Origin of the sequence: Photorhabdus aegyptia, from assembly GCF_000612035.1 — a bacterium.
In the GTDB taxonomy this organism is placed as follows: domain Bacteria; phylum Pseudomonadota; class Gammaproteobacteria; order Enterobacterales; family Enterobacteriaceae; genus Photorhabdus; species Photorhabdus akhurstii.
This window is the reverse complement of record NZ_JFGV01000019.1, coordinates 50255-73265: the sequence shown is the minus strand read 5'-3', so window position 1 is coordinate 73265 and position 23011 is coordinate 50255. Positions and strand designations below refer to the sequence as shown.

The 23011-nt window shown below is 44.5% G+C and carries 29 protein-coding genes, 1 other RNA gene and 2 pseudogenes; 21 read left to right on the top strand and 11 right to left on the bottom strand.

Annotated elements, in window-relative coordinates; genetic code table 11:
* Nucleotides 1–344: 344 nt before the first annotated feature.
* From BA1DRAFT_RS08210 to BA1DRAFT_RS08185, 6 genes and pseudogenes are all read left to right on the top strand, one after another.
* Nucleotides 345–905 (top strand): hypothetical protein, encoded by a 561-nt coding sequence (locus tag BA1DRAFT_RS08210; protein WP_036777852.1) that lies wholly within the window; start codon nt 345–347, stop codon nt 903–905.
* A gap of 3 nt (nt 906–908) precedes the next feature.
* Nucleotides 909–1346 carry a type II toxin-antitoxin system YafO family toxin gene (locus BA1DRAFT_RS08205; protein ID WP_036777850.1) on the top strand — a complete coding sequence of 146 codons (438 nt, stop codon included), beginning with the start codon at nt 909–911 and terminating at the stop codon, nt 1344–1346.
* Between the two features lie 70 nt (nt 1347–1416).
* On the top strand, nt 1417–1773 hold the full coding sequence (locus tag BA1DRAFT_RS08200; RefSeq protein WP_036777849.1) for a contractile injection system sheath initiator: 357 nt from the start codon (nt 1417–1419) through the stop codon (nt 1771–1773).
* Nucleotides 1773–2995 (top strand): annotated as a pseudogene (locus BA1DRAFT_RS24005) (baseplate J/gp47 family protein). The gene BA1DRAFT_RS08200 and the pseudogene BA1DRAFT_RS24005 overlap by 1 nt, the downstream one beginning before the upstream one ends.
* A complete protein-coding gene (locus tag BA1DRAFT_RS08190) occupies nt 2996–3601 on the top strand; it encodes a DUF2612 domain-containing protein (protein ID WP_036777848.1) in 606 nt (201 codons plus the stop codon). It begins immediately after the preceding pseudogene.
* Nucleotides 3588–4595: a phage tail protein gene (locus tag BA1DRAFT_RS08185; protein ID WP_051560716.1), complete on the top strand. Its 1008-nt coding sequence runs from the start codon at nt 3588–3590 to the stop codon at nt 4593–4595. The genes BA1DRAFT_RS08190 and BA1DRAFT_RS08185 overlap by 14 nt, the downstream gene beginning before the upstream one ends.
* On the opposite strand, the gene BA1DRAFT_RS08180 is transcribed toward BA1DRAFT_RS08185, so the two are convergent.
* Both BA1DRAFT_RS08180 and BA1DRAFT_RS23505 read right to left on the bottom strand, forming a co-directional pair.
* Nucleotides 4565–5080, bottom strand: coding sequence for a hypothetical protein (locus tag BA1DRAFT_RS08180; RefSeq protein WP_036777847.1), 516 nt, complete (start codon nt 5078–5080; stop codon nt 4565–4567). The genes BA1DRAFT_RS08185 and BA1DRAFT_RS08180 overlap by 31 nt on opposite strands.
* A 152-nt stretch (nt 5081–5232) precedes the next feature.
* Complete coding sequence (locus BA1DRAFT_RS23505) at nt 5233–5541, bottom strand: hypothetical protein (protein ID WP_036777846.1); 309 nt, start codon at nt 5539–5541, stop codon at nt 5233–5235.
* Between the two features lie 273 nt (nt 5542–5814).
* Between BA1DRAFT_RS23505 and BA1DRAFT_RS08170 the strand changes: the two genes are divergently transcribed.
* The 10 genes and pseudogenes from BA1DRAFT_RS08170 (at nt 5815) to BA1DRAFT_RS08130 (ending at nt 14418) form a co-directional block, all read left to right on the top strand.
* Nucleotides 5815–6741 (top strand): phage tail tape measure protein, encoded by a 927-nt coding sequence (locus BA1DRAFT_RS08170; protein WP_235200999.1) that lies wholly within the window; start codon nt 5815–5817, stop codon nt 6739–6741.
* A 46-nt stretch (nt 6742–6787) separates the two neighbouring features.
* Nucleotides 6788–6937 carry a hypothetical protein gene (locus tag BA1DRAFT_RS24000; protein WP_235200998.1) on the top strand — a complete coding sequence of 50 codons (150 nt, stop codon included), beginning with the start codon at nt 6788–6790 and terminating at the stop codon, nt 6935–6937.
* Nucleotides 6930–7277 (top strand): DUF2590 family protein, encoded by a 348-nt coding sequence (locus BA1DRAFT_RS08165; RefSeq protein WP_036777845.1) that lies wholly within the window; start codon nt 6930–6932, stop codon nt 7275–7277. Before BA1DRAFT_RS24000 ends, BA1DRAFT_RS08165 begins: the two co-directional genes overlap by 8 nt.
* Nucleotides 7255–8439 carry a baseplate J/gp47 family protein gene (locus BA1DRAFT_RS08160; RefSeq protein ID WP_036777843.1) on the top strand — a complete coding sequence of 395 codons (1185 nt, stop codon included), beginning with the start codon at nt 7255–7257 and terminating at the stop codon, nt 8437–8439. The genes BA1DRAFT_RS08165 and BA1DRAFT_RS08160 overlap by 23 nt, the downstream gene beginning before the upstream one ends.
* Complete coding sequence (locus tag BA1DRAFT_RS08155; protein ID WP_036777841.1) at nt 8432–9088, top strand: phage tail protein; 657 nt, start codon at nt 8432–8434, stop codon at nt 9086–9088. Before BA1DRAFT_RS08160 ends, BA1DRAFT_RS08155 begins: the two co-directional genes overlap by 8 nt.
* Before the next feature lie 9 nt (nt 9089–9097).
* Nucleotides 9098–10906 (top strand): phage tail-collar fiber domain-containing protein, encoded by a 1809-nt coding sequence (locus BA1DRAFT_RS21255; protein ID WP_051560714.1) that lies wholly within the window; start codon nt 9098–9100, stop codon nt 10904–10906.
* Nucleotides 10906–11527, top strand: a pseudogene (locus BA1DRAFT_RS08145) (tail fiber assembly protein). Before BA1DRAFT_RS21255 ends, BA1DRAFT_RS08145 begins: the two are co-directional and overlap by 1 nt.
* Nucleotides 11528–11547: 20 nt before the next feature.
* Complete coding sequence (locus BA1DRAFT_RS08140; protein ID WP_338049276.1) at nt 11548–12255, top strand: hypothetical protein; 708 nt, start codon at nt 11548–11550, stop codon at nt 12253–12255.
* Nucleotides 12227–12769, top strand: coding sequence for a baseplate complex protein (locus BA1DRAFT_RS08135; RefSeq protein ID WP_036777838.1), 543 nt, complete (start codon nt 12227–12229; stop codon nt 12767–12769). Before BA1DRAFT_RS08140 ends, BA1DRAFT_RS08135 begins: the two co-directional genes overlap by 29 nt.
* Nucleotides 12769–14418, top strand: a complete 1650-nt coding sequence (locus BA1DRAFT_RS08130) for a type VI secretion system Vgr family protein (protein ID WP_036777836.1) — start codon at nt 12769–12771, stop codon at nt 14416–14418. Before BA1DRAFT_RS08135 ends, BA1DRAFT_RS08130 begins: the two co-directional genes overlap by 1 nt.
* A 256-nt stretch (nt 14419–14674) precedes the next feature.
* On the opposite strand, the gene BA1DRAFT_RS23040 is transcribed toward BA1DRAFT_RS08130, so the two are convergent.
* Nucleotides 14675–14887 carry a hypothetical protein gene (locus BA1DRAFT_RS23040; protein WP_160169995.1) on the bottom strand — a complete coding sequence of 71 codons (213 nt, stop codon included), beginning with the start codon at nt 14885–14887 and terminating at the stop codon, nt 14675–14677.
* Here BA1DRAFT_RS23040 and dinQ point away from each other — a divergent pair.
* A complete protein-coding gene (gene dinQ / locus BA1DRAFT_RS24620; protein WP_369293964.1) occupies nt 14880–14951 on the top strand; it encodes a damage-inducible type I toxin DinQ in 72 nt (23 codons plus the stop codon). The two genes, BA1DRAFT_RS23040 and dinQ, sit on opposite strands and share 8 nt — an antisense overlap.
* 482 nt (nt 14952–15433) lie before the next feature.
* Here the strand turns inward: dinQ and BA1DRAFT_RS08125 are convergent, their stop codons facing one another.
* Together BA1DRAFT_RS08125 and BA1DRAFT_RS23500 are read right to left on the bottom strand one after the other, a co-directional pair.
* Nucleotides 15434–15703, bottom strand: coding sequence for a helix-turn-helix domain-containing protein (locus tag BA1DRAFT_RS08125; RefSeq protein WP_036777834.1), 270 nt, complete (start codon nt 15701–15703; stop codon nt 15434–15436).
* Nucleotides 15657–15836, bottom strand: a complete 180-nt coding sequence (locus BA1DRAFT_RS23500) for a hypothetical protein (RefSeq protein WP_146110614.1) — start codon at nt 15834–15836, stop codon at nt 15657–15659. Before BA1DRAFT_RS23500 ends, BA1DRAFT_RS08125 begins: the two co-directional genes overlap by 47 nt.
* Before the next feature lie 161 nt (nt 15837–15997).
* On the opposite strand from BA1DRAFT_RS23500, the gene BA1DRAFT_RS08120 reads away from it, so the two are divergent.
* On the top strand, nt 15998–16201 hold the full coding sequence (locus tag BA1DRAFT_RS08120; RefSeq protein ID WP_036777832.1) for a hypothetical protein: 204 nt from the start codon (nt 15998–16000) through the stop codon (nt 16199–16201).
* A 354-nt stretch (nt 16202–16555) separates the two neighbouring features.
* On the opposite strand, the gene ssrA is transcribed toward BA1DRAFT_RS08120, so the two are convergent.
* Both ssrA and smpB read right to left on the bottom strand, forming a co-directional pair.
* Nucleotides 16556–16919: a transfer-messenger RNA gene (gene ssrA, locus BA1DRAFT_RS21860) on the bottom strand.
* Between the two features lie 50 nt (nt 16920–16969).
* Nucleotides 16970–17452, bottom strand: coding sequence for an SsrA-binding protein SmpB (gene smpB, locus BA1DRAFT_RS08115; protein WP_036777830.1), 483 nt, complete (start codon nt 17450–17452; stop codon nt 16970–16972).
* A 156-nt stretch (nt 17453–17608) separates the two neighbouring features.
* On the opposite strand from smpB, the gene BA1DRAFT_RS08110 reads away from it, so the two are divergent.
* Together BA1DRAFT_RS08110 and BA1DRAFT_RS08105 are read left to right on the top strand one after the other, a co-directional pair.
* Nucleotides 17609–18043: a type II toxin-antitoxin system RatA family toxin gene (locus BA1DRAFT_RS08110; protein WP_036777828.1), complete on the top strand. Its 435-nt coding sequence runs from the start codon at nt 17609–17611 to the stop codon at nt 18041–18043.
* Nucleotides 18036–18329, top strand: coding sequence for an RnfH family protein (locus BA1DRAFT_RS08105; RefSeq protein ID WP_036777826.1), 294 nt, complete (start codon nt 18036–18038; stop codon nt 18327–18329). The genes BA1DRAFT_RS08110 and BA1DRAFT_RS08105 overlap by 8 nt, the downstream gene beginning before the upstream one ends.
* Before the next feature lie 55 nt (nt 18330–18384).
* Here BA1DRAFT_RS08105 and bamE read toward each other — a convergent pair whose 3' ends face one another.
* The 3 genes from bamE to nadK form a co-directional block, all read right to left on the bottom strand.
* Nucleotides 18385–18732 (bottom strand): outer membrane protein assembly factor BamE, encoded by a 348-nt coding sequence (bamE, locus tag BA1DRAFT_RS08100; protein ID WP_011147559.1) that lies wholly within the window; start codon nt 18730–18732, stop codon nt 18385–18387.
* Between the two features lie 193 nt (nt 18733–18925).
* A complete protein-coding gene (gene recN, locus BA1DRAFT_RS08095) occupies nt 18926–20587 on the bottom strand; it encodes a DNA repair protein RecN (protein ID WP_036777824.1) in 1662 nt (553 codons plus the stop codon).
* 89 nt (nt 20588–20676) lie between these two features.
* Nucleotides 20677–21555, bottom strand: a complete 879-nt coding sequence (gene nadK, locus BA1DRAFT_RS08090) for an NAD(+) kinase (protein WP_036777823.1) — start codon at nt 21553–21555, stop codon at nt 20677–20679.
* Between the two features lie 124 nt (nt 21556–21679).
* Between nadK and grpE the strand changes: the two genes are divergently transcribed.
* On the top strand, nt 21680–22261 hold the full coding sequence (gene grpE / locus BA1DRAFT_RS08085; protein ID WP_036777822.1) for a nucleotide exchange factor GrpE: 582 nt from the start codon (nt 21680–21682) through the stop codon (nt 22259–22261).
* A 68-nt stretch (nt 22262–22329) separates the two neighbouring features.
* On the opposite strand, the gene ung is transcribed toward grpE, so the two are convergent.
* The gene (gene ung / locus BA1DRAFT_RS08080; protein ID WP_036777820.1) at nt 22330–23010 is read right to left on the bottom strand and encodes a uracil-DNA glycosylase; all 681 of its coding nucleotides are present in this window, start codon (nt 23008–23010) and stop codon (nt 22330–22332) included.
* Nucleotide 23011: the final 1 nt, after the last annotated feature.

Genomic DNA, 23011 nt, shown 5'->3' with positions numbered 1-23011 from the left:
CATAGCCTGTTCCTCCCCGGAGCTGTTTCGGCGTGCACCAAAACATTGCTCCTGGAACAGGCTTCATGTCAATTTCTTATCCAGAATTCGGGTTACAGTACAATATTGTTGCGTATTTTCATCAGACGTATGACACTCATGACAAAATGATGTCAATGTGATGCTATTTTTCTAAATCTTGCTTTTAACGTTCGTTATCTTCTGGAATAAGGCTTACATAGGTGGCTAATTGTCATTTACTGCATGGTTGTAAGGTTCAGAATAGTGGTTTAATATGATACATAGTGACACATTATGACTGTTTGTGACTCACTATAACAAACTATTTGATAAGGTAGAACGTCATGAATCTATCACTAAGGAATTGTTTAGCAGTAGTTTTATTCGGAGGAGTGCTGTCGGTTCCTTCATTCTCTGCTGGTTATGTGGATTCGAGGGACGGTTGTAGTATGCTTAGCTTTAAAGTAGGTGAAACTATCTGTAGTCTGGATGATTTGAAAACTCAATATCAAGAAAGAAGAGAGATTGTTGATTCATTAGCTAATGAAATTAGCCAATATTATTTAAATCTCCTAAGCCTTGATGAAAGTCAAATTCGTGGTATTTTGCTTCAAAACGATATAGAAATTAATAAGGCTTGCGAAACCACAATGAGAGGATTTGAGCAGGGGCTCAAAGCTATGTTGAAGCAAGATCGACCTGATGAAGAAAAACAAGAAATGAGGATGTATCTGAAATCTATAGCAAAGGCCAGATTTGAGATAACTCGTCTTAATGATTTTTCTCGTCAATTATTTACTTTGCCTAAGATTTATAAAAGCGATATAAATAAAGCTGCTCTATCAGAATTGGCTGCTTATACAACCAAAAAGATTGAGTCTGGGAATTTTTCATTTACTGGGTGATAAATGGAACAAGTGGATGTATCAATAAACGAGTATACGAGGAAAGATTTTTTTGATGACGTCTTCCTAAAGCATCCAGATCTTGAACAGGCTATTCTGCAAGATTTTAAACACTATAAAGAAACCGGAGAAGTCCCTGATTATTTTGGTAGGGATGTTGCTTACACTCAGCCAGAAGCAGCATATAAATCATGTATGATGCATATTCATCTTTGCTTTCCGCCTGATTCATTCCCTACAAATAGGGTTCAGTATTATAGAACGTGTAAATCAAATAGCCCAGAAAATGATGCTTGTCTAGTATATGTTCAAGGTCTCTTGGAAGAAAACAAATATTCCTTATTGGCGATAATGCATCCTGATGCTCATGGAAAAGCTAGAAATCCCAAGATAATGAGTTATCTGGCAAGAATAGCTCAGGATTTCAGAGATAATAACTAAACTGTCTAGTACTGTTTTTTTCATATCTGGCCGCTTAATTGCGGTTTTTTTATTTCTATAAGGTACGAAAATGCAAACTCGTTCACTTCTGCTTGATACCGCGTCATGGGATTTAACGTTAGATGATTCTGGAAATATCGCCATTACTGATAATCCCTATTCTGTAGCGCAGGATGTCGCTTGTGCCTGTAGTACATATCTGGGGGAGTGCTGGTATGACACAAAATTGGGTATTCCTTATTACCAGCGAATTTTGGGACATTGGCCGGGAACTCAGCTAATCAACAGCAAAATGCAACAAGAAGCAATGAAGTTACCTTATGTTCAGTCTGCCACTTGTAAAGCTATAAATGGGAAGGAGAGAACTATTGCGGGCATGATGACAATAACGGACTCGAACAATCAATCAACGGTGGTAAATTTCTGATGACTAACTCTGCAGTACTGACAACAAGTGTTCCAGGTGTAACCTTTACAAAGACGGGTCTAACTGTGCCCGACGAGGTTGATATTTTAAATGGGCGGTTAAATGATTTGGCTACAGCAATGGGTGGTGCAATGAGTACGAGCTTAACAACACCGCAAGGTCAAATAGCAATGAGTGATGCGGCTATCATTGCTGACAAGAACGATCAGTTACTTGCTATTGTCAATCAAATTAACCCGGATTATGCAACCGGACGTTTTCAAGATGCTATCGGACGAATTTATTTTTTAGATCGAATTCCAGCATCGGGAACAACGGTAACAGCAACATGCACTGGGTTAGTTAATACAGTTATTCCAATTGGTAGTATTGCTCAAGATAAAAAAGGGTATCTTTATCATTCAATAACAGAGGCTCTGTTGATGTTGTTTTCCAAAACTCAACAACAGGGCCGTTAGCATGCAAAATTGATGACTTGAACACGATTTATAGCTCGGCACCCGGCTGGTCTGGTATCAGTAATGCGAATGCTGGCGTACCTGGCGCAGATGAGGAAACCCGCGCTAATTTTGAGTATCGTCGTAAACAATCTGTTGCTAAAAATGCGACAAACTCATTACATGCCATTTATGCCGCAGTATTAGAAGTAAATGGCGTGGCAGATGCATACGTTATTTCAAATGATACTTCGGTAGTAAAAACGGTCGGGGTATCAAAATACAGAATAGCGCCGAACTCTATTTATAGTGCTGTGTATGGGGGAAAAACTGAGGATGTCGCTAGAGCAATCTGGAAGAAAAAGCCTCCAGGTATTCCTACGAACGGAAATACAACTCACACAATTGTGGATGATGAAAACTATGTTCAGCCTTACCCCGAATATGAAATTAAATATGTGATACCCGCGCCCATTCGTGTCTATGTTGACGTCTCACTTGCGAATAGCGATTACCTTCCTGCTGATATTGAAACACAGGTTAAGTCAGCTATAGCGCAAGCATTTAACGGAGAAGACGGTGGAACGCGAGCAAGAATAGCATCTACATTATTTGCTGGTAGATATTATTCAGGCATTTATAACATAGATACATCGAGTGTTGATATTTACAATATTACGCTTAGCCGTGACGGTATTACTTATTCAACATCAATTAGTTTTGGTATTGATGAAATCCCAACGCTTGACGTTGATAATATATCTGTGAAATTAGTAGGTTCATAAATGGAAAATGTGGGAGCAACTATTCTTGCTCAGTATGCCGCTAGTCCAAAACTCAACTCACTTATTCTAAGCTTCAATGCTGCTGTTTCCTCTGCTGAATTTATTAATACATTTTACGATCTGATTTGGAACATTGACACAGCAAATACTTACGGACTGGATGTGTGGGGAAAAATAGTGAATGTCAGCAGGCGGCTTACTGTTAATGAAAATGTAAAATATATAGGTTTTGGTGAAGCTTTACTGAATGTTCCGACAACGACAGATCCAAATCCATTTGACCAAGCACCATTTTATTCCGGGGAGTCAAAAACAAAAACTATTGAGCTATCAGATCAGATGTACCGAAAGCTAATTATGATGAAAGCCATGTCAAATATATCTGACTGCACTATACCAAACATCAACAGAATGCTTGTTTATATGTTTAGCGATAGTGGACGTGCATATATCACTGATGATGGAAATATGAAGATGAGTTATGTATTTGAATTTCAGCTATCAACAGCAGAATTAGCAATTGTTCAAACATCGGGAGTACTGCCTTACCCGGTTGGTGTCAGTGTCGCAATCGTTCAAAGGATACCAACAAATGAAATCAACTGAAAAACCTAATCTTATTGCTGTTCCGTTTGCGAGCGCCGGAGACTATAACGAGATTGCAACAAAATCAACTGAAAGCAGCTTGGCAAAAGGAGTAGCTACGTATCCGAGCGGTTTTCCCCCGTTAACGATGACAGCAATATCTGCTGGTGGAATTCCTCCATCTGGCAAGGATATGAACGGGATATTGAATGATATTACTACCGCAATACGTTATTCAATGTCTGGTGGTTTGTATTCATATAATGCTGATTTTAGTGCTGCCATTGATGGTTATCCTAAAGGGGCCATTGTTGCCAGTTCTGATGGAAGTAAAATTTGGTGGAATAGGGTAGAAGATAACAATACAGATCCGGATAGTACATCAGTTTCCGGTTGGAAAAATCTACTAGCAGATCCTAATGGGTTATTTCTACAGAAAGCTAATAACTTATCTGATATTAATAACAAAGCGACAGCGCGTAATAATTTAGGACTGGGAGAGATTGCAACTCAAGATTTTATTCCTGACGCCACACTTATAGAAAAAGGCATCACCCAACTTACAGACAAGACAGGTAACAGTAATACCCTTGCAGCAACTCAGAAACTTGTTTCTGATGTGAATGATAATGCCAATAATAAGCTCGCTAAAAATCAAAATGGGGCAGACATCTTCAATAAAACTGAATTTGTAAAAAATATCGGTTTATCGGAAATGGTGGTGTTGGCTAAAGGGGCGGTGCCGAATAGCCGGAAAATTAACGGGAAGCCGTTGCCCGGGGATATTAGTCTGAATGCTGGGGATGTGGGAAGTTATGCTAAATCTGAGAGCGATAATACTTTCTTACGCATTTCTAGCAATAAAACCGCAACCGTTGGCAATTTACTGATTGACAGTAAAACTCCTTTTCCTAAATTGCGTTTCAAATCGAAAGATGGATATATATTGGGAATTAACGGTTCTGAAGGGAAATTGTTGCATATCTATTCTGACGATCCCGTTTGCGCCGATTGAGTTAGCCCACTGCGCTTAGCTGCCTCGATTTTTATTCGGTATTTACTACCCTCTTTCCTTCCTAAGGGGTTAGTGATATTCCTTGTCTTCAAAGCAGCCAGGTTCATCCTTCTGCATTCATTTTGAATCTTAGGAAGTGGTAACGTAAAAATATATCCATCAGCCGTCGGTGTTAGCTTCTTTTGAGGAAAGTAATAGTGTATGCATATGGACTTCTTCGCACAACGGATTATGTTCTCCTGAATCATTCCTGAGTTCCTTCCCAAACTGTTAAGATCTAAAATAACTAGGTCATCCCCTTTGCTCATGTCTCGATTGATCAGTTGTTTCAAAACATCTGAAGTATCAGGGGATAGCTGACTATCGATAATTGTTTTTCCAGAACTTATCAATAAAGTCCTGCGGATTTCTGTAACCTCAGCTTTGTCTCTGAATTCCTCGGCTTCTCTTGAATCCTTGCATTGATGATAAAGAAAATGGGTCATACTACATAACTCCAGTGTCAGTTATTAATTATTGCTACCTTCTTCAGACTGCAGGCTTACTTATCAACGTTAAACCTCACTTCAACTATTCAGTCGTATAACATCATGCCGACCTGTGTATTATCTGTTTACTAGTATTCTTTTTTATTAATTCAATCGCTAAATGGGTTGATTATAACGATTTCTCCTTCTGCCTTATTCATTAATGAAATATCGCATTTCCTAATCACAGGTATCATTACTGCTTTACTATTTATGTAGCAGATCGGAATCCAGCAAATATGCGAGAAAGTAGTATTTACAGCATGATCCTTCAGTACGGTATCCATCCTGTATGAAATCAATTGAATTACTGGAACTAGGATAGCTTTTTTAATGTCAAAAAAAGCATCATCATGAACTGTTTTTCTTAGAAGTAGTATTACGCCGATACCGGCTGCTAGCCTTCTTATGTTGTTCACTTTTCTGTCTGTATATATATGTAAATTGCATTGTGGATATCTCTACCGTTAATTACATTTTCAAGTTTCTCTTTGATTTCTTCTTTTTCAAGTTTGCTCATTTCGTTTTTGTTAACGTTATTTTAAATTCCATTGCGTCAAGAGTTTTTTGTGGTATTAAAATCCTCTCTCGCCAAATCTCCTCGTAAAATTCTATATCGGTTTTTTTTGGGTAGGTTTATCCTTAATCATGGGGATTAGCTTTTTTGCATGTGACTGTGAAGCAATGTGGATATGCTGCGTAAGAATATTTCGGCGTTAGGGGCCAATGATGGCCTGAAACGTGCTCGCGAAATGGCTGAGCGGATGGCGAACCCGTGGGCGCGGTTACACGCTATTTGGCAGAATATCCGCATTGCCGTAGGTTCAACATTGCTCCCGGTTATCTCTTTACTGGTCAATAGGCTTGCCAATGCCGGTCAATTATTGGTGCGCTGGCTGAAACTGTTTCCTAATATCGCCCGCTGGGTCGGTTATATCACTCTCAGTATTCTGAGTTTTGCCGCTGCGGGGGCTGCCGCCAATCTCGTCATGGGCGTCTCTAAATTTATCTGGATTGGCCTTAAGGGGATTTGGGCGGCCTGTACGCTTGTCATGAAACTGGGAGCGGCGGCGGTGTGGCTCTATAACGCGGCTATTATTGCATGGAACACCACATTACGCGTGTTACACGGGGTATTGCGGGCTGTCAGGATTGCGGCCTTTTTAGCGGGTATTTCATTCAGCTTCATGACCTGGCCGATCTTGCTGATTATTGCTGCTATTGCGTTGCTGGCTGTTGGCATTTATCTGCTTATCAGGCATTGGGATGCCATCAAAGCGGCCCTGATGAACACAACCGCCTTTAGGATGGTGGCGGCGTATGTGAAATGGGTTGGCGGGATATTCAGTGCGGTTTGGGGCGGGATCGCCGAGGGCTGGAATAACCTGTGTAACGGGTTTAGCCGTTTTTCACTGGCGGATACCTTTGCGGGCATTGTGGAGAATATCGGCAATATCTTCGGCGGCTTATGGGATTGGCTGATGAACTCCTTTTCCGACAGCTACCATTGGATTATCGATAAATTAAATAATATTCCCGGTATCAATATTGAAACCCAAGCTATTGAGAAAACCGTCATCGAACCTGTGGGAAAAGTGAAGATCCCTGAAATGGGTTAACCCCCCTGAAACGCAGGAGATACTCACAGGCGGGAGAAAACAGGGCATGACTAAAAATGGTCTGCTCAAGGAAATAACAACCCATTCACAGACCATCAATGATAACAGTCGCCGAATTGAAAATGTGACGTTGAATATTTCCAACGGCATGACACCGGAGCAATTAACGGAATGGGAACAAGTGGCATATGGATGAGCCGAAATATATTGATTTATTCATTAGTGAGCGCAATTTCACACTCAATTCAGGGAATGAGCCACGTTTCTGTCATAACCGTATTTCCATCGGTCAGGATTGTGTACATGCCATTCTTGAAAGTGGCTTGGCAACGAAACTTATCGCCGAACGCAGCCCAACACTACGGGCAGACATTCACACACAGATAGGCATACTGGTCGAAGACGATGAGCGGATTATTCCGGGAACCGTCATCATTAATGAAGAATCACCCATTAAGTTATGGATAGCCGCTGAAACTTATGATTTTGGCCGTATTAATGTGAGTGTGAGCAGTGGAAACGAAACCGACGATTGATTATGAAAAGGTCTTACGTGATAGCGGGATGCCGACCACGGAGGCCGAAATCAGCGCCGCCTTTGCTAAAGTTGTGGATGATGCGGGGCTTGTCACCAACACGTCGAAAATGTCTCCGTTTTGGCGGCTGATTGACACCATAGTGACGCGCCCAGTGTTATGGCTGAAAGCGGTGTTAATCAATGTCACCTTAAAAAATATGTACTTGGCGACCGCATCGGGCATATGGTTGGATATGTTTGCGTGGGGGGTAAACCTGAAACGCAAGCCCGCATCTGCCGCGGAGGGTGTGCTCCGCTTCTATAAAGCCGCAGGTGCATCGATGGTGACTGTACCCGCCGGAACGGTGATCCAGACCGAACGCATTAATGGCGAAATTTACCGTGTCAGCACCACGGAAAGCGTAGTGATGGCTGATGATGTGTCCAGTGCCTTATTGCCTGTCAGGGCAGAAGCGGCAGGCGGTGCTTTCAACCTTGCCCCCGGTTATTTTCGTATCCCGCCCGTGGCAGTGTCTGGCATTGAGCGAGTACAGAATGAAGAGGGTTGGCTATTGACACCCGGTTCAGATGCCGAATCCGATGATGATTTGCGCGACCGTTGTCGGAACCAATATAACTGGGTGGGCAACTATCATACAGATGCAGTTTACCGCGGTATGATTGCCGCTGTGGCAGGTTTGAGCATTGATCGCATTTTTTTCCTGCATGATGCGCCTCGTGGCGCCGGCACCGCAAACGCTTATCTTTTGTTGGATTCTGGGGTCATCAGCCAGCCCTTTATTGAGGCAGTGAACGATTATATCACCCATCAGGGGCATCATGGGCATGGGGATGATATGCAGTGTCTGCCGATGCCTGAAACGCACCATGAATTATTGGTCACGTTGTTTGTAGCAAATCTGGCGAACTACAGCCAGGAACAGGCAACAACATTAAAAACGGATGTTGAAAACCTGATCCGCTGCGCCTTTCGGGAAAATAGGGAATATCACGTGAAAAAAACCTGGCCGTATGCCCGATTTTCCTTTTCCAACCTGGGGCGAGAAATACACCGTGAATTTGCCGAGATTGAATCACTGACTTTTTCATTGGATGACATTCTGAGTGATTTAAGTGTGCCCAGGCTGCAATCACTGATAATTGAGGTGAAGCATGTCTGAATTCAGGGAACGACTCAAGCGGCTGGCCTTGCCGTCATGGATGGATAAGGGAGAACCCGCCAAACTGCTTTGGGCCGCGCGTGAGTTCTGGTTAATGATTTACCGCTGGCTGACATGGCCGTTAGCCCAATTGGACGCGGAAACTTGTTCGGCGGAATTACTGCCGATGTTGGCCTATCAGCGGGATATCCAGCGCTTTAACGGTGAACCGCTGACATTATTTCGTAAACGGGTGAAATACGCGTTTATTAATGCCAGAGAGGCGGGCAGTGTCGCGGGATTTATCGCTATCTTTGAACGTTTAGGTGTCGGCCATGTTGAAGTACGGGAACGACAACCGGCGATAGATTGGGATGTGATTATTTTGCGCGTCAGTGACGGACAAGTCGCTGAAAACCCTGATTTGCTGATGAGCATCATTCGTCAGTATGGCCGCACTTGCCGCCGCTACCGTTTTGAAGTGATGGCGAATAACAAACTGTTTATGCGTGTGGGCAGTTTAGGCGCGGAATATTGCTGTTATTACGCGGCCATGCCCTCGCCGTCCCTGCTATTAAAAGTGGGTTACATGTCGGGTGAGTCCGTTTTTGATAGTGCCAGTTTAAAGGCGATTACCGTATCTAATATGACCTACGGTGCATCATTATAAGGAAATAATATGGCGTCAGTGATTACAGTAGACTTTGAAAAATGGAAAGCGCAGCAGGCCGCGGCGGGAAAGTCCGTGGTTTTGGATGAGTTTGTTTTTGCTTATGTGCCGGATTTAGATCCCACTCTTGCCATCAATCGCGATGAGACATTACCCGCAGAAAGTCATATTGTGCATCGTCAGGCTGTGAACAAAACAGGGTTAGCGAGTGAAAACGCGGTAGCCTACAGTGTCACATTGGGAACGGAAGCCGGTCATTTTGATTTTAACTGGATTGGCCTGATAAATAAGGCTTCTGGCATTATTGGCATGATTACCCATGCCCCAACGCAGAAAAAAATTAAGACCGCGAACGGGTTACAGGGAAATGTGCTGACCCGCTCTTTTTTACTGGAATTTGAAGGGGCAGCCAAAGAGACGGCTATCATGACTACGGCGGAAACCTGGCAGATTGATTTTACCGCCCGTTTATCTGGCATCGATGAAATGCAGCGCCTGATGAATACCGACAGTTACGGTGAGGCGGCTTTTTTCGGTGATGGGTTTTCCGTGGTTCGTCGTGATGACCGGTACACGATCAAAAAGGGGCTGGCTTATATCGGCGGGTTGCGGGGTGAGTTGGCGTTTGACCAAACACTTAACCGCCTGCGCGATACCCGCGTTTATGCGGATTTTAGCTATCAAGGCAATTTGGTGAATCAGTGGAAAACCGTCGTTCATATCATCGCCGCCAATGATCTTAAAAACTACATCGATGTGGCAGGGTATCCGCATTATGTCTTTGCGGTTGCGGGTATTGATGGTCACGGTGATGTGATGGATTTGCGCATTAAAGGGTCATTGAATGACCGTGATATTTCCGCTATTCATCAAGAGATTGATAGCGTGAAACGGAAATATGCGACCCAACAGGCATTGGAAAGTGGCCTGCATGGGAAACAGCCGAAAGGGGATTATGCTGTTAATGCGGCATTAACCGTTGTCAGCGAAAACGCCAATAGTCGCCTGGCTAAAAGCCAGAACGGCGCAGATATTCCCAATAAGAGTGAATTTGTCAAAAACATCGGTTTAGTGGAAACCGTCGAACAGGCAATGAATGCTGTATCGAATGACAGGAGAATTAACGGGAAATCGCTATCGTCTGATATCAGTTTGATGGCGAGTGATGTTGGCGCCTATCACCAGACTACCTATATGACTGAGCTACCCGGCAGACATTATTCAGGGCCATTTTCTTGTGGTCGGGAAAATGGATGGGCCAAAGGGGTGAGTATCGGTGTAGGGGGTGACACGGGGCAAATTTGGATTGATGCCGATGCACAGTTGCACACCAGATTTCTCAACTCTAACGGTGCCGTAGAGCAAAAGATTACGATAGGTATCCCGATTGGCGCTACTATCGAATGGCATGCAGCTGCGCCGATACCCGCCGGATATGAACCCAATGAGGGGCGCTCATTCCGGGCGGCAGATTACCCTGAACTCGCCAAAATTTTTCCCGATCTGAAATTACCCGATGACAGGGGGCTGTTTAAGCGTGGTTTAGATAGAGGGAGGGGGCTGGACTCTGGTCGTTCGCTAGGGAGTGTTCAGGGGGATGCGATCAGAAATATCACGGGATCATTAGGTAATCCCACTATTGAGAGCGGGAGCAACGCGTCTGGTGCATTCAGCTACCAGTATAAGGCAGGTGGCCGGGCAGCCGGTGCCGGTGGTGGGGTGATTTCATGGACATTTGACGCATCCAGAGTGGTTCCGACCGCAAATGAGAACCGACCTGTTAACAAATCAGTGATTTATATTACGAGGGTAAAATAATGTCTAAATATAGTGCAAATATTCAAATGGCCCGGTTTGATGAGGATGGGTTAGCTATTGTTAGCGGATGGGTTGCGGTTTATCGTTGTCATCCTGAAACACGGGAATATATTGGGGCCGATATGGATCACGTGCCCCGCGGTTTTTCTGTTGCGGCTAATGCGTATCTGGATGCGCCTGAATTACCTGACACGCATGATGTTGCGATTTGTCGTAGCATAGATGAAAAATCCTGGCGACATGTGCCTGACTATCGGGGTAAAACGGCGTATGTAACCGATACAGGCCAGCCGATCAATATTACCGCCATCGGCGCGTTGCCAGATAATCTTACCCTACAATCACCCCAAACCCCCTTTGATAAGTGGGAGAGTAAGCAATGGGTCACAGATAAATCAGCCCTAAAATCTCATCAAATTGAACAGGCTGAACAGCAAAAAATCGCTCTACAGCAGCAGGCAGATGCAGCAATTAAGCCCTTACAGGATGCCATTGATCTGGATATCGCCACGGATGCCGAAAAATCAGCACTCGTGGAATGGAAAAAAATATCGTGTGCGGGTGAACAGAGTGGACCTTTCTACTGCCCCCGATATCAACTGGCCTGAGCAACCCGCGTGATGAATTGGCAACGGAAAATAATGCGCATCTCTCCGAATATGACGGAGATGCATTGCTCGATGTTGTCCGTCCATCCGTTCGTATACGGTATCGGTCAGAAAGTGGACAGTGGTCACTACCTGAGTCCGGAAAACGCCATCAATTATCTGGCAAATAAAATCCGGGGAACGGGAAACATCAGCGCCGTGGTACTCATGATCTGCGCGAAGACGCATAATGAATTTATCCAGCATTTAACCCAATTTTCAGCGGTGTTACCGTTGCCGGTATTTTCTCAGGTTATCCGTATGGCAAAGACAGCGGAACGTCTGGCGATCACCAAAATGCAATTGCCTGGGAAACCGGGCAGCGGCTTGCCTCCGTTGCAACCATTTTCAACATCAACCAGCCGCATGGCCGTGAATGCACAATTGATTGCTCAGGCTGAAACGCAGGTTAGCGTCGGCAGCAGCATTGCGGGATTGAAATCACAATTAACAAACTTCACGACGGTAAGACAGAATGCCTTACAACAAGTTACTGCCGCTCTGAATGGTGCCAGGAATAAATCGGCCCGTGTCTGGACATTTTCAGGGAAAGGGAATGGCGCATTACTGGCCGAAAAACTGCGTCAGGATATTCCCGAACAGGACGCCGTTTACACGCTGGCGACATTATTTGCCGGGGACGATATTCGCGCATTAGAAAGGATGCTACACAATGAGCCAAATTATCACACTGGCCCTTGATGGCGAGGCCATCCCATTAAAAAGTCTGACCGTAACTCCATCGGTGATGTTTCAGGACACAGACCAAAGCGGCCAGTCATCCAGTACCGCCGTAGCGGAGCAAGGCATTAAGCCCAAGGAGTTACGTGTTACGGGGATCATTCCGTTTACTGAGCAAAAAACGCTGTCACGTCTGTTTGCACTGGCGGAGGCCAAAGATAAGGGAAATCTGAAACGCTACCGTGTCGCCAACCTCACCGCACAGGCCATCAATTTTCGTATCGGGACATTCACCCATACCATTGATGCCAGCAAAATCGACGGTAAACAGGCATGGCAGGTGACATTTACTTTGCGTGAACATTTATCCGTTGCTGAAAAACGGGACGCCCGCGTTGCCGACAAGGTACAGACTAAGAAACAGACACAGACAACGCAAGGAAGTGCTACCGCCAAGGAAGCGCCGGAAAAATTGAGCTGGTTTGAAAGCAAAGTATTGAAACCGATTAATGACAAAATAGGCCCCGCTAAATAATGACACCGATTAACCGGCTCTATCTTTCCGGTGATGAAATTCACCTGGTTGACGCCAATATTATGCTGGAACTGGCATCCTGTGGCCGTGGCTTTATCACGGCGGAAACGACATCCGATTACACCGGAAAACTGGTGCGGCTGGACGTGGGTTACACGGATTTGGTATTACGCTGGTTTACGGGCTATGTGGCACGCTCACAGCCAGCCCAAAACGGTTATCAGCGTTTGTTTGTGCGTGAGCTGGTCGGCGTGTTTGACCGATTATGGCCGTGTTCATTTCAGCATCCAACACTGAGCCAGATTGTGGACTGGTTGCAGGAGCACAGTGGACTGACCTTCACATTGCCGGATGCCCCTTATACGGAGACACCCATCCCGCATTTTACTCATCATGGTACCGGCTATCAGTTGCTGGCTAATCTTGGACAGGTTTTTTCGATTGAGGATTATCTCTGGCATCAGTTGCCGGATGGTTCGGTTTATGTGGGCAGCGGGGCGCATTCGATGTTTGCGGGGAAACCCGTCGACATTCCGAATGAATTTAGCCGGTGCCAGTCCGCAGGCAATGCGATGACCATTCCCATGATCCCATCGTTGCGTCCAGGTGTAGTGATCAATCAGTACCGGCTGAACAAGGTCAATCTGAACAATGAAAACATGGTCATTACATGGGAAGCCGTCAACAAACTGACCGGTCAGTCGCAGACCAGAACGCCAATACAGCGTCAGATTGATGCCGCCTACCCCGAATTATCGGCTGGGCTGCATTTACCCAAATTTGCCCGCATCGAGGCACACCCTGAAAATACGGTCAGCGGCGATATCTCCGACCCATTCCGGCCACGCTATGCGGTTGATGTACAATTATTGGCTGATGATGGTCAGGATGCCGCTGTTCCTGTTTACCACGCGGTTCCGCTGCCTTTGCCGATGGCGGGCAGTGAATCGGGTATGTTCCAATATCCGCCAGTCGGAACGGTGGTTGAAATCGCCTTTGAGGCAGGCAGACCGGATAAGCCCTTTATCCGGCAGACATTAAGTCAGGGTAATACCTTGCCCGATATCAAGCCAGGCGAACAATTGCAGCAGCAGCGGGCGGAAGTTTCGCAGAGGGTAACTCAGGAAGGGAACTGGATTCGTCAGACTGACCAGACCATTAATGAATCGTCCATGCACCGTGAAGTCAGGGCAGATACGGAAACACGTAACGTAGTCGCACGGGAAACCACGATACAGGCCACGGATAAAACCACGGTTTTGGGCACGTCTACGTTACTGGCGGGCGCTGTCCGGCAAATCGCAGACGGTGACTATAATATGGCAACATCATCAAATTTCGTTGCCAGCGTAGGGAAAGAGGCCAGTATCGAAATCGGACAAAAGCTGATAGAGAAGATTGGTCTGCTTAAGCAGAGTATCGCCGGTACCAGGCAAGAAATCGTCGCGCCCGTGGTTTGGGTGGGCAGCCAGCAAATCAATGTCATGACCTTGATGTTAGAGACGTTGGATGTGGTTAAAGCACTGGCGGAACAGACTGCCGCCCATACGCACCACAACACAGGTACGCCGGAGAATGCCAGCGCGATAAGGAACACGACCTATAAATCCGATGGATTGAAACAGAAGTATTCGCCTGTGATTGGGTGAATATCATTCCGCTTGTATGAGCTTTTTTACGCTATGACATAGGTTGATAACACCTTTTTTAAGGTGTAGACTGATTATGTTAGCAGGAGAATGTCGCGCTAGAACCGAGGCTACCAATCTCGTATAGCACAAAGACAAACTGCCCTATCCAAGGGTTAAAATAAAAAACCAACCTCACCAGTTGGTTTTTTATTTTTATCTACTCATCATTTTAATTGATTGAATCATTTGAAAATAAACCTATAATCAACGGCTGTTAGTTTGGGGTAGCGTTCTGGCCTGTGTATCTTTGACGCAAGTTTTCGTAAGTCCTGGCTGAGTACAGGTGGTGCTGATTCAGTGCCTCGGTCAGAGCGCGATATTCTCCTGCTAACACAGATGAGGGCCAGCCGGACAGGCAGCGTAAAGGCAATGGCTGGTTAAGTCGTGCTCCTAACGGGAGCAAACGGGTGAAAGCATTTATTGACACTGCTATCATCGTTCTCAAAGCGTTAATCGCGCTTTTAGAGCTGATCCGTGCATTTCTGAAATAGATAACGGAAACGTAGCTAAGGCCATCGGGGTAACCTCCCGGTGGCCTTTAACATTTACCGCCTTTGATCAAGCAAACCACTCTTGTTTAAGTGGCCCAATATACTGATCTAAAAGTTAAATTTGGTCATCTCGACTGGACTTGAACCCGTGTTCAAGCGGTTATTGCTTCGGTAGTATGGGAGGATAGCCAACAGATTAGTGTAGTTTACCGCGAGCCATACACATAATCACATTGGGACGCCTTTTTAAATGCGGTATCAATCAACGCGACGGGTTCGTGTTCTGATGGTCTGAAACACATTATTGATTAATTATCTCGCCCGCAAAATATGCGGGCTGTTTTTACATTTTCATAGAACTATGAATACAATTCTGATATTAAAGAGTGGGCAGTGAGTGTAATAAAAAACTGATAATTCAGCGTGTTATATTAGTTTGGTGATTTAAAAGTTGTCGTTACTTTTTCGGATATAGAAATAATTTATGTGATATCAGAATTGTTTGGTAAATCATTTCGGACGGTTCGTTTGATAGGATGCTTATTTTCGTCGAAATACCGACTGGGCCATATTTCGGCAGGGGTTACACCAATTTCCTGAGCAATCAATAATTCCCCTTTAGGCCAGGGGCGCGTTAAAGCATTTGCTAATGTTGAAGAACTTAAGCCGTGCTCTCTGGATAATGATGCCAGCGTTTTATTCTTCTTACGTATCGCAGCGATAATATCGGCGGTATGCCAGTCTTTTTTCATATTCCTGCTTCCCTCTTTGGTGGTGGCGATTCAAACAGGGTTCGCAGTACTGGGATTCATCAACCAGCGAGACGTTAGTCTCCCCTGCCTGAACCGCCATATAAGGTGCGATAGCAGGCACACTGGTAAACAATCTTTACCAGTGTTGATGAATCTCAAGGCTGCGACCCCTTGACCATCGGATTTTGCCGATGGCGATACTACTTTAACCGATTGTATTATCTGACTCAAGAATCAAATAAATACCTTAGTGACGGTTTGTCTTGCTGCGCTTATGACGAAATAAATGAACTTATGGCGAAAACGGCACTACACCGCACCCGCCTGCACGTTTTGGATCAAAAAATTTTTTCAGTTTTAAAATTCTACAAGGCAAACTGCCAAACCGCGCCAGTACTGGCGGAGTGGGAGAAATCACAAACTGAAATGATTGAAAAGATTTTCAGGAAATTTCAGTTTTTGGATCAAAGGAGGATCACGGAGAAAATCCCAATGTAATGATATTAAAGGAAAAATAATATTTTACGTGAAAAAGTAAGATCACGAAGGAAAGCCGTGTTTTATCATAGAAATCAGATAGAGCGCGGCTTTACAGGATATACAGAACTGAAATTGTTTTCTCCTTTTACATTATGACAAGGAAGAAAGTGAAAGTATTAGTTAACGTACTTTTAATTCATTAATAAGCGTAAGGCTACGTTCAAGCATCTTAGTAGTTTCAGTGATGAACCAGAAGGAATGCGGCGGTGCAGGTAGTGTCCATTGATGCCCATAAAAATAAAATGAGTGGACGCAAAGTGGACATTGGGCAAACAAAAAGGGCTACACCTTAGTGTAACCCCTTGATTTATTTGGTGGAGCTGGCGGGAGTTGAACCCGCGTCCGAAATTCCTACATCCTTGGTACTACATGCTTAGTCTAATCTTTACATTCGCTTGCCAGCTGCGGATAGACACGCCACTAACAAACTAGCCTGATTAAATTTAACGCTTCAACCCCAGGCAAGGCATCCACGCGATCTCTTTTGGGTTTGACCTCTCTTGATCCCCGTCCTAAGAGCGGAGGCTAGGGAGAGAGGGCTCTGCGCAGGTTATTAAGCTGCCAGTGCGTATTTTTCGTCGTTTGCGACTATTTTTTTGCGGCTTTTTACGAGGCCAACCGCCCCTCGGCATGCACCTTGGGTTTCGCGAATCCCGTCGAATCCAGAATCAGCCCCAAGTGTCTTAAAAGCAAGTATATCAGAATACTAAACTGTAATGCCAGAATTTATCGCCCAGCATTCTTCATAATACGCGCTTTGTCTAATTTCCATTCACGTTCTTTAATGTCCGAACGTTTGTCGTGCGCCTTTTTACCTTTTGCTACGCCAATCTTGACTTTGCACCAAGCGTTTTTCCAATAAAGAGATAAGGCAACAACGGTATAACCATCACGATTGACTCGACCATATAATGAGTCAAGTTCGCGCTGATTAAGTAAGAGTTTGCGTGAACGCATTGGATCACAGACGACATGGGAAGAAGCTACATTTAACGGGGTGATGGTGGCGCCAAAAAGATAAGCGTCTCCATCTTTGAGCAAAACGTAACTGTCGCTGATGTTGGCTTTACCAGCGCGCAGTGATTTGACTTCCCATCCTTGTAACGAGAGACCCGCTTCAAATTCTTCTTCAATGAAGTATTCGTGACGAGCTCGTCTATTCATGGCAATGGTTGCCGAACCGGGTTTGTGTGCTTTTTTCTTTGTCATAGTGTATGCATTATACTGAATGCTTTGGTGAAAGAAATCTTTTCCCGCACATATTTGCTGATTAATGAGTGTTTATTGCATTATACGCTGACAGATTTTTCTTTGATCACGTATAGGTGATATTATTCGCTACAATTAAGCCTTACAGGAAATTATATGCCACAGATTAGTCGCTCTGCGTTAGTACCATTCAGCGTGGAACAAATGTACAAATTGGTCAATGATATAGGTTCTTACCCGGATTTTTTGCCGGGGTGTGTCGGCAGTCGGGTGCTGAGTGTTAGCAATAATGAAATGACTGCATCAGTCGATGTTTCGAAAGCGGGTATAAGTAAGACTTTTGTTACCCGGAATATTCTGGCCGATAACCAAAGCATTAATATGCAACTGGTCGATGGGCCTTTTCGTAAGTTAATGGGAGGCTGGCAGTTCATACCATTGAGTGAAGATGCCTGTAAAGTTGAGTTGCACCTTGATTTTGAGTTCACTAATAAACTGATTGAATTGGCTTTCGGTAAGATTTTTAAGGAACTGGCCGGGAGTATGGTGCAAGCTTTTACTCTGCGTGCACGCGAGGTTTATCGTGTCTGATATTAATGTCGAAGTTGTTTATGCATTGCCTGATCGCCAATATCTGCGTACGGTGAAATTGGCTCAAGGCGCAACTGTTGAGCAGGCAATAGTTGCATCAGGTTTGCTGACTTTGCGCAATGATATTGATCTGCAAAAGAATAAGATTGGAGTTTATAGCCGTTCTGTTAAGTTGACGGATATTTTGGAAGAGGGTGATAGGGTGGAAATTTACCGCCCATTATTGGCTGATCCAAAAGAAATGCGTCGTAAGCGTGCTGAACGGGCTAAAAATAATGCTCAATGATTATTATAGACAGTCAGTCATCTATTTTATTGACTGACTGTCTATATTTCTTTGGTTATTGAAGATCTTCGGTAAGTGAATTTTCGTTTTTAATGTCAGTCAGTACACCATTACTGTCAAATGTCAGTGTCAGAGTTTGTTGAGTCACTTTTTCGTGCCCAGGTTGCTGACGAAATACATAAAACCACGTTTGAGTTCCAAACGGGTCTTGTAACATTGGTGTTCCTAATGTGTAAGCTACCTGTTGCTGGGTCATTCCCTTGTGAATTTTTGATACACTAGTCGGTGTTAGGTAGTTTCCCTGATTAATGTCAGGGCGATAAACAGCCCGTTCCAACGTAGAGCAACCCGCAGTCAGCATGACGAATGATACAGCAGCGGCAGTCAACATTTTACAGCGCATGGTAATTACATTCCTTTAGGAGTCAGGGTGTTGATAATAATAGACCTTGACGAAATTGAAAACCTTTATACCCGTTATCTTTCAAGTTGCCTCTTTGTTGGCTGCACTCGCTCACCGCCGCGATGCATCTTGAAATCCATAGGGTGTACAAGCTTTAGCTATGACCTTAAATATACGCAAAAGTTGTGTCAAATTATGCTGCTAGCAGTTCTTTAGCGTTTGCCAGGGTATTTTTTGTCACTTCACTGCCTGCGAGAAGCCGAGCCAGCTCTTGTAATCTGGCTTTTTTATCCAGCAACTGCATTTGAGTTTCAGTTTCTTCACCGTCAGTCTGTTTACTGACATAAAAATGTTGGTGGCCACAACCGGCTACTTGAGGCAGGTGGGTGACGCACATAACCTGTGTAGATTCGCCTAATTCACGTAATAGACGGCCGACGATTGCGGCTGTTGGGCCGCTGATACCAACATCTACTTCATCGAAAATCAAGGCGGACGTTTCCATTTTCTTAGCCGTTATAACCTGAATTGCCAGCGCAATACGGGAAAGCTCACCACCCGAAGCGACTTTTGCGAGAGATTGGTGTGGTTGACCTGGGTTAGTGGTGACATTAAATTCAACTTTATCTGAACCATCAGCATTCAGATGTTCAGGTGCAAAAGAGACGTCAATGGTAAAGCGACCATGTGGCATGGCGAGCTGATGCATGCTGCGAGTAATGAGCTCACTTAATTCTTTGGCATATTGCTGGCGAACCAGATGCAATCTTTTTGCGACTTCCAATGCCTGCTTATGGTGTTGATTAACCTGTTCACTAAGGTAGGTGCAGTCATCTTCTTGCTGCGCCAGTAGTTGCTGTTCTTCCAATAATTGTTGATGAAGTGAAGGAAGTTCTTCCGGAGCAACGTGGTGCTTACGAGCCACTCTAATTTGTTGTGAAATTTTTTGTTCCAATTCAAAAAGACGATTTGGGTCCATATCCAGTTGATCACCGTAGTGGCGGAGTTCATCGCTGACTTCATTAATTTGAATGGATGCTTCTTCCAGCATAGTGAGTAACTGGTTGAATTTATCATCCATAGTGATGAGTTCTGACAGTTCGTGTTTAGCGTAATTTAGCAGGCTGATAATATTTTGTTCATCGTTATCACTGAGTAGCTGGAGTGCGGTTTGGCTGACAGAGAGTAACTGACCACGGTTTGCTAACCGTTTATATTCATTATCTTGTTCCTGATATTCACCTGGTTGCGGTGCCAACTCATTGAGTTCTTTTAAATGATACTCCAGCAACTGTTGACGGGATTGACGCTCAAGCGCTTGTTGTTGGAATCGAGCTAGATCCTGACAGCTTTGGTGCCATTGCTGATATGCTTGTTTCATTTCATTGTGTAGATTGGATTGATTAGCATAAGTATCGAGCAAGCGTTTTTGGTGGCCATTATTCAATAGTAATTGGTGAGCGTGTTGACCATGAATTTGAATAAGATGGGCACCTAGTTCACGTAATTGGGAAAGCGGTACGGCAGTGCCATTGATAAAGCCTCTGGAACGACCATCTGACGTTATTGTGCGGCGTAGTAAGCATTCATTGCTGTCATCAAGTTGGTGTTCTTCTAACCATTGACGAGCAGAAGGCGTATCAGAAAGAGCAAACCGGGCGCAAATATCAGCACGAGAAGCCCCTCTACGCACCATATTGGCTTCACCACGATTACCCAGACATAAACCTAATGCATCAATTGCGATGGATTTACCCGCGCCGGTTTCACCCGTGATGGCTGTCATACCTGGCTGGAAGTCAATTTCCAGCTCACGAACAATGGCAAAGTTGCTAATGGTTAACTGGGTGAGCATCACACTTCTCCTGTGTATAAAAACACCTCTGTATCTCCATACAGTATAAACTGGTTTTTTATACAGTAAAGTGGTGAAACTTAATTTTTTTAGAACATTTTTTTAGACCAGCTTAGTTTTGTACTTAATGTATTGAAATAATTATAGTCTTTAGGATGAATGAGATTGAGCTTTTGTTCGCTGCGGCTAATAATCACATCTTCTCCATCCTGTATAGGCAGAACTATTTGGCTATCGCAACTGACTTCATAGTCGTTGCTATTTTGGGAAAATTTCAACCTTATGTTACTTTCGCTACTGATAACTAATGGCCGGGAAGACAATGTATGTGGAAACATTGGTACCAGGACGATAGCATCCAAGTTAGGTGTGAGAATCGGCCCACCTGCGGAAAGCGAGTAAGCTGTGGAACCCGTTGGCGTTGCGATAATGAGTCCGTCAGAACGTTGGGAAAAGGCAAAACGTTCATCGATATAGACTTCGAATTCAATCATATGTGCTACTTTCCCCGGGTGGAGTACGACTTCGTTGATTGCGGTACTGATGCGGGGTTTTTGGCCGTTTCTTCTGACTTGGGCTTCTAGCAGGAAGCGATGTTCGTTCCGATATTCACCATCTAATACTTCAGAAAGTTGCTGTAGGGCATTATCAGGATCTAAGTCCGTCAGAAAACCCAGATTGCCTCTGTTAATGCCAATGACTTTAATGTCATAGCGGGAAAGGACTCGGGCAGCACCCAACATATTGCCGTCGCCACCAACGACGACAGCTAAATCAGCTTGTTTACCAATTTCGGTCAGACCGCCAGTTCGTGCATCTTTTAAACCAATGTCTTTGGCAACCTGACGATCAATAATGACAGAATAACCTTTGGATTTTAACCAATGATAAAGCATCTCATGAGTAGCAAGCGCTTCTGGATGGCGAGGATGGCCAACAATACCTATGCATTTGAATTTTTTATTCATCGTTGTAATTTCCTTCTAGCAAGAGGTTTTATCCTCACAATATGGCGGGTTCCCTTGAATCCCCAGTTTAGATCCCCATAATAGGCTAAGTAGCGAGATTAATGCCAAATACGCGGAGATATTCATGAGTAGTAAAGAACAAAAAATGCCTGACGAGCAAGTCTCGGAAGATATGGAAGTTGTATCTGAACAGCAAAACAGTGCGGATAAAGCAGAAGCATCGGAGACTGAAAGCGTTGTTGATCTGCGTGTCGCAGAGCTGGAAGAGCAGCTCAAGCAGGCGCAACAACGTGAACGTGATGCCATTTTGCGTGCTAAGGCTGAAGTTGAAAATATCCGTCGTCGTACTGAGCAAGATGTGGAAAAAGCCCATAAGTTTGCGTTAGAAAGATTTGCCAATGAACTGCTCCCGGTGATTGATAATCTTGAGCGCGCTTTGGAGGCAACAGATCGTACTAATACCGAAATAGCGCCTATGGTTGAAGGCATCGAGCTGACGTTGAAGTCTTTCCTTGGGGCTGTGGGTAAATTTGGTATTGAAGTTGTTGGCGACACAAATGTTCCTTTTAATCCTGAAATTCATCAGGCCATGACCATGATGGAATCCGATCAGCATGAACCGAATCATGTCATGATGGTCATGCAGAAAGGGTATACCTTAAATGGCCGTTTGTTGCGCCCGGCAATGGTAGCCGTATCGAAGTAATTTTAGCTTAGTCGTAATTTTAATTCAGTAATAAGTATCAGTGCCGCTCCGACAGGGGCGGCATTTTTTTATTGTGGCAACTCAGGTGTCCAGTTAATTGGCGCGATGCCTTGTTTTTCTAGCAATGCATTGGCTTTTGAAAAGTGTTTGCAGCCAAAGAACCCTCGGTGGGCAGATAGTGGAGATGGATGAGGTGCTTTGAGAACATGATGTTTATTAGCATCAATAAAGTAGCCCTTTTTTTGAGCGTGGGAACCCCAAAGCAGAAAAACGACGCCTGAACGGTGCTCATTGATAGCGGCAATGACTTTATCTGTGAAAGTTTCCCACCCCAGATTCGCGTGGGAGTGTGCATTACCACGTTCTACGGTGAGTACGGTATTGAGTAGTAACACTCCTTGTTTAGCCCAACTGACTAGGCAACCGTGATTTGGATGCTGGAAGTCAGGTATATCGGATGCCAATTCTTTGTACATATTAACCAGAGAAGGTGGTGCAGGAATACCCGGTTGTACAGAAAAAGAGAGGCCATGTGCTTGATTGGGGCCGTGGTAAGGGTCTTGCCCAAGTATCACCACCTTAATATCAGCCAATTCGGTGTAGCGGAATGCATTAAATACATCCTGTTGTGGCGGATAAATGGTTTTACCTGCCTGACGTTCTTTTGCGACATAGGCCAGTGTGTCGAGAAAATAGGGTTGTTTTTTCTCGTTACCGATTACGTCGTGCCATGTGAGAGGTGCGGACATA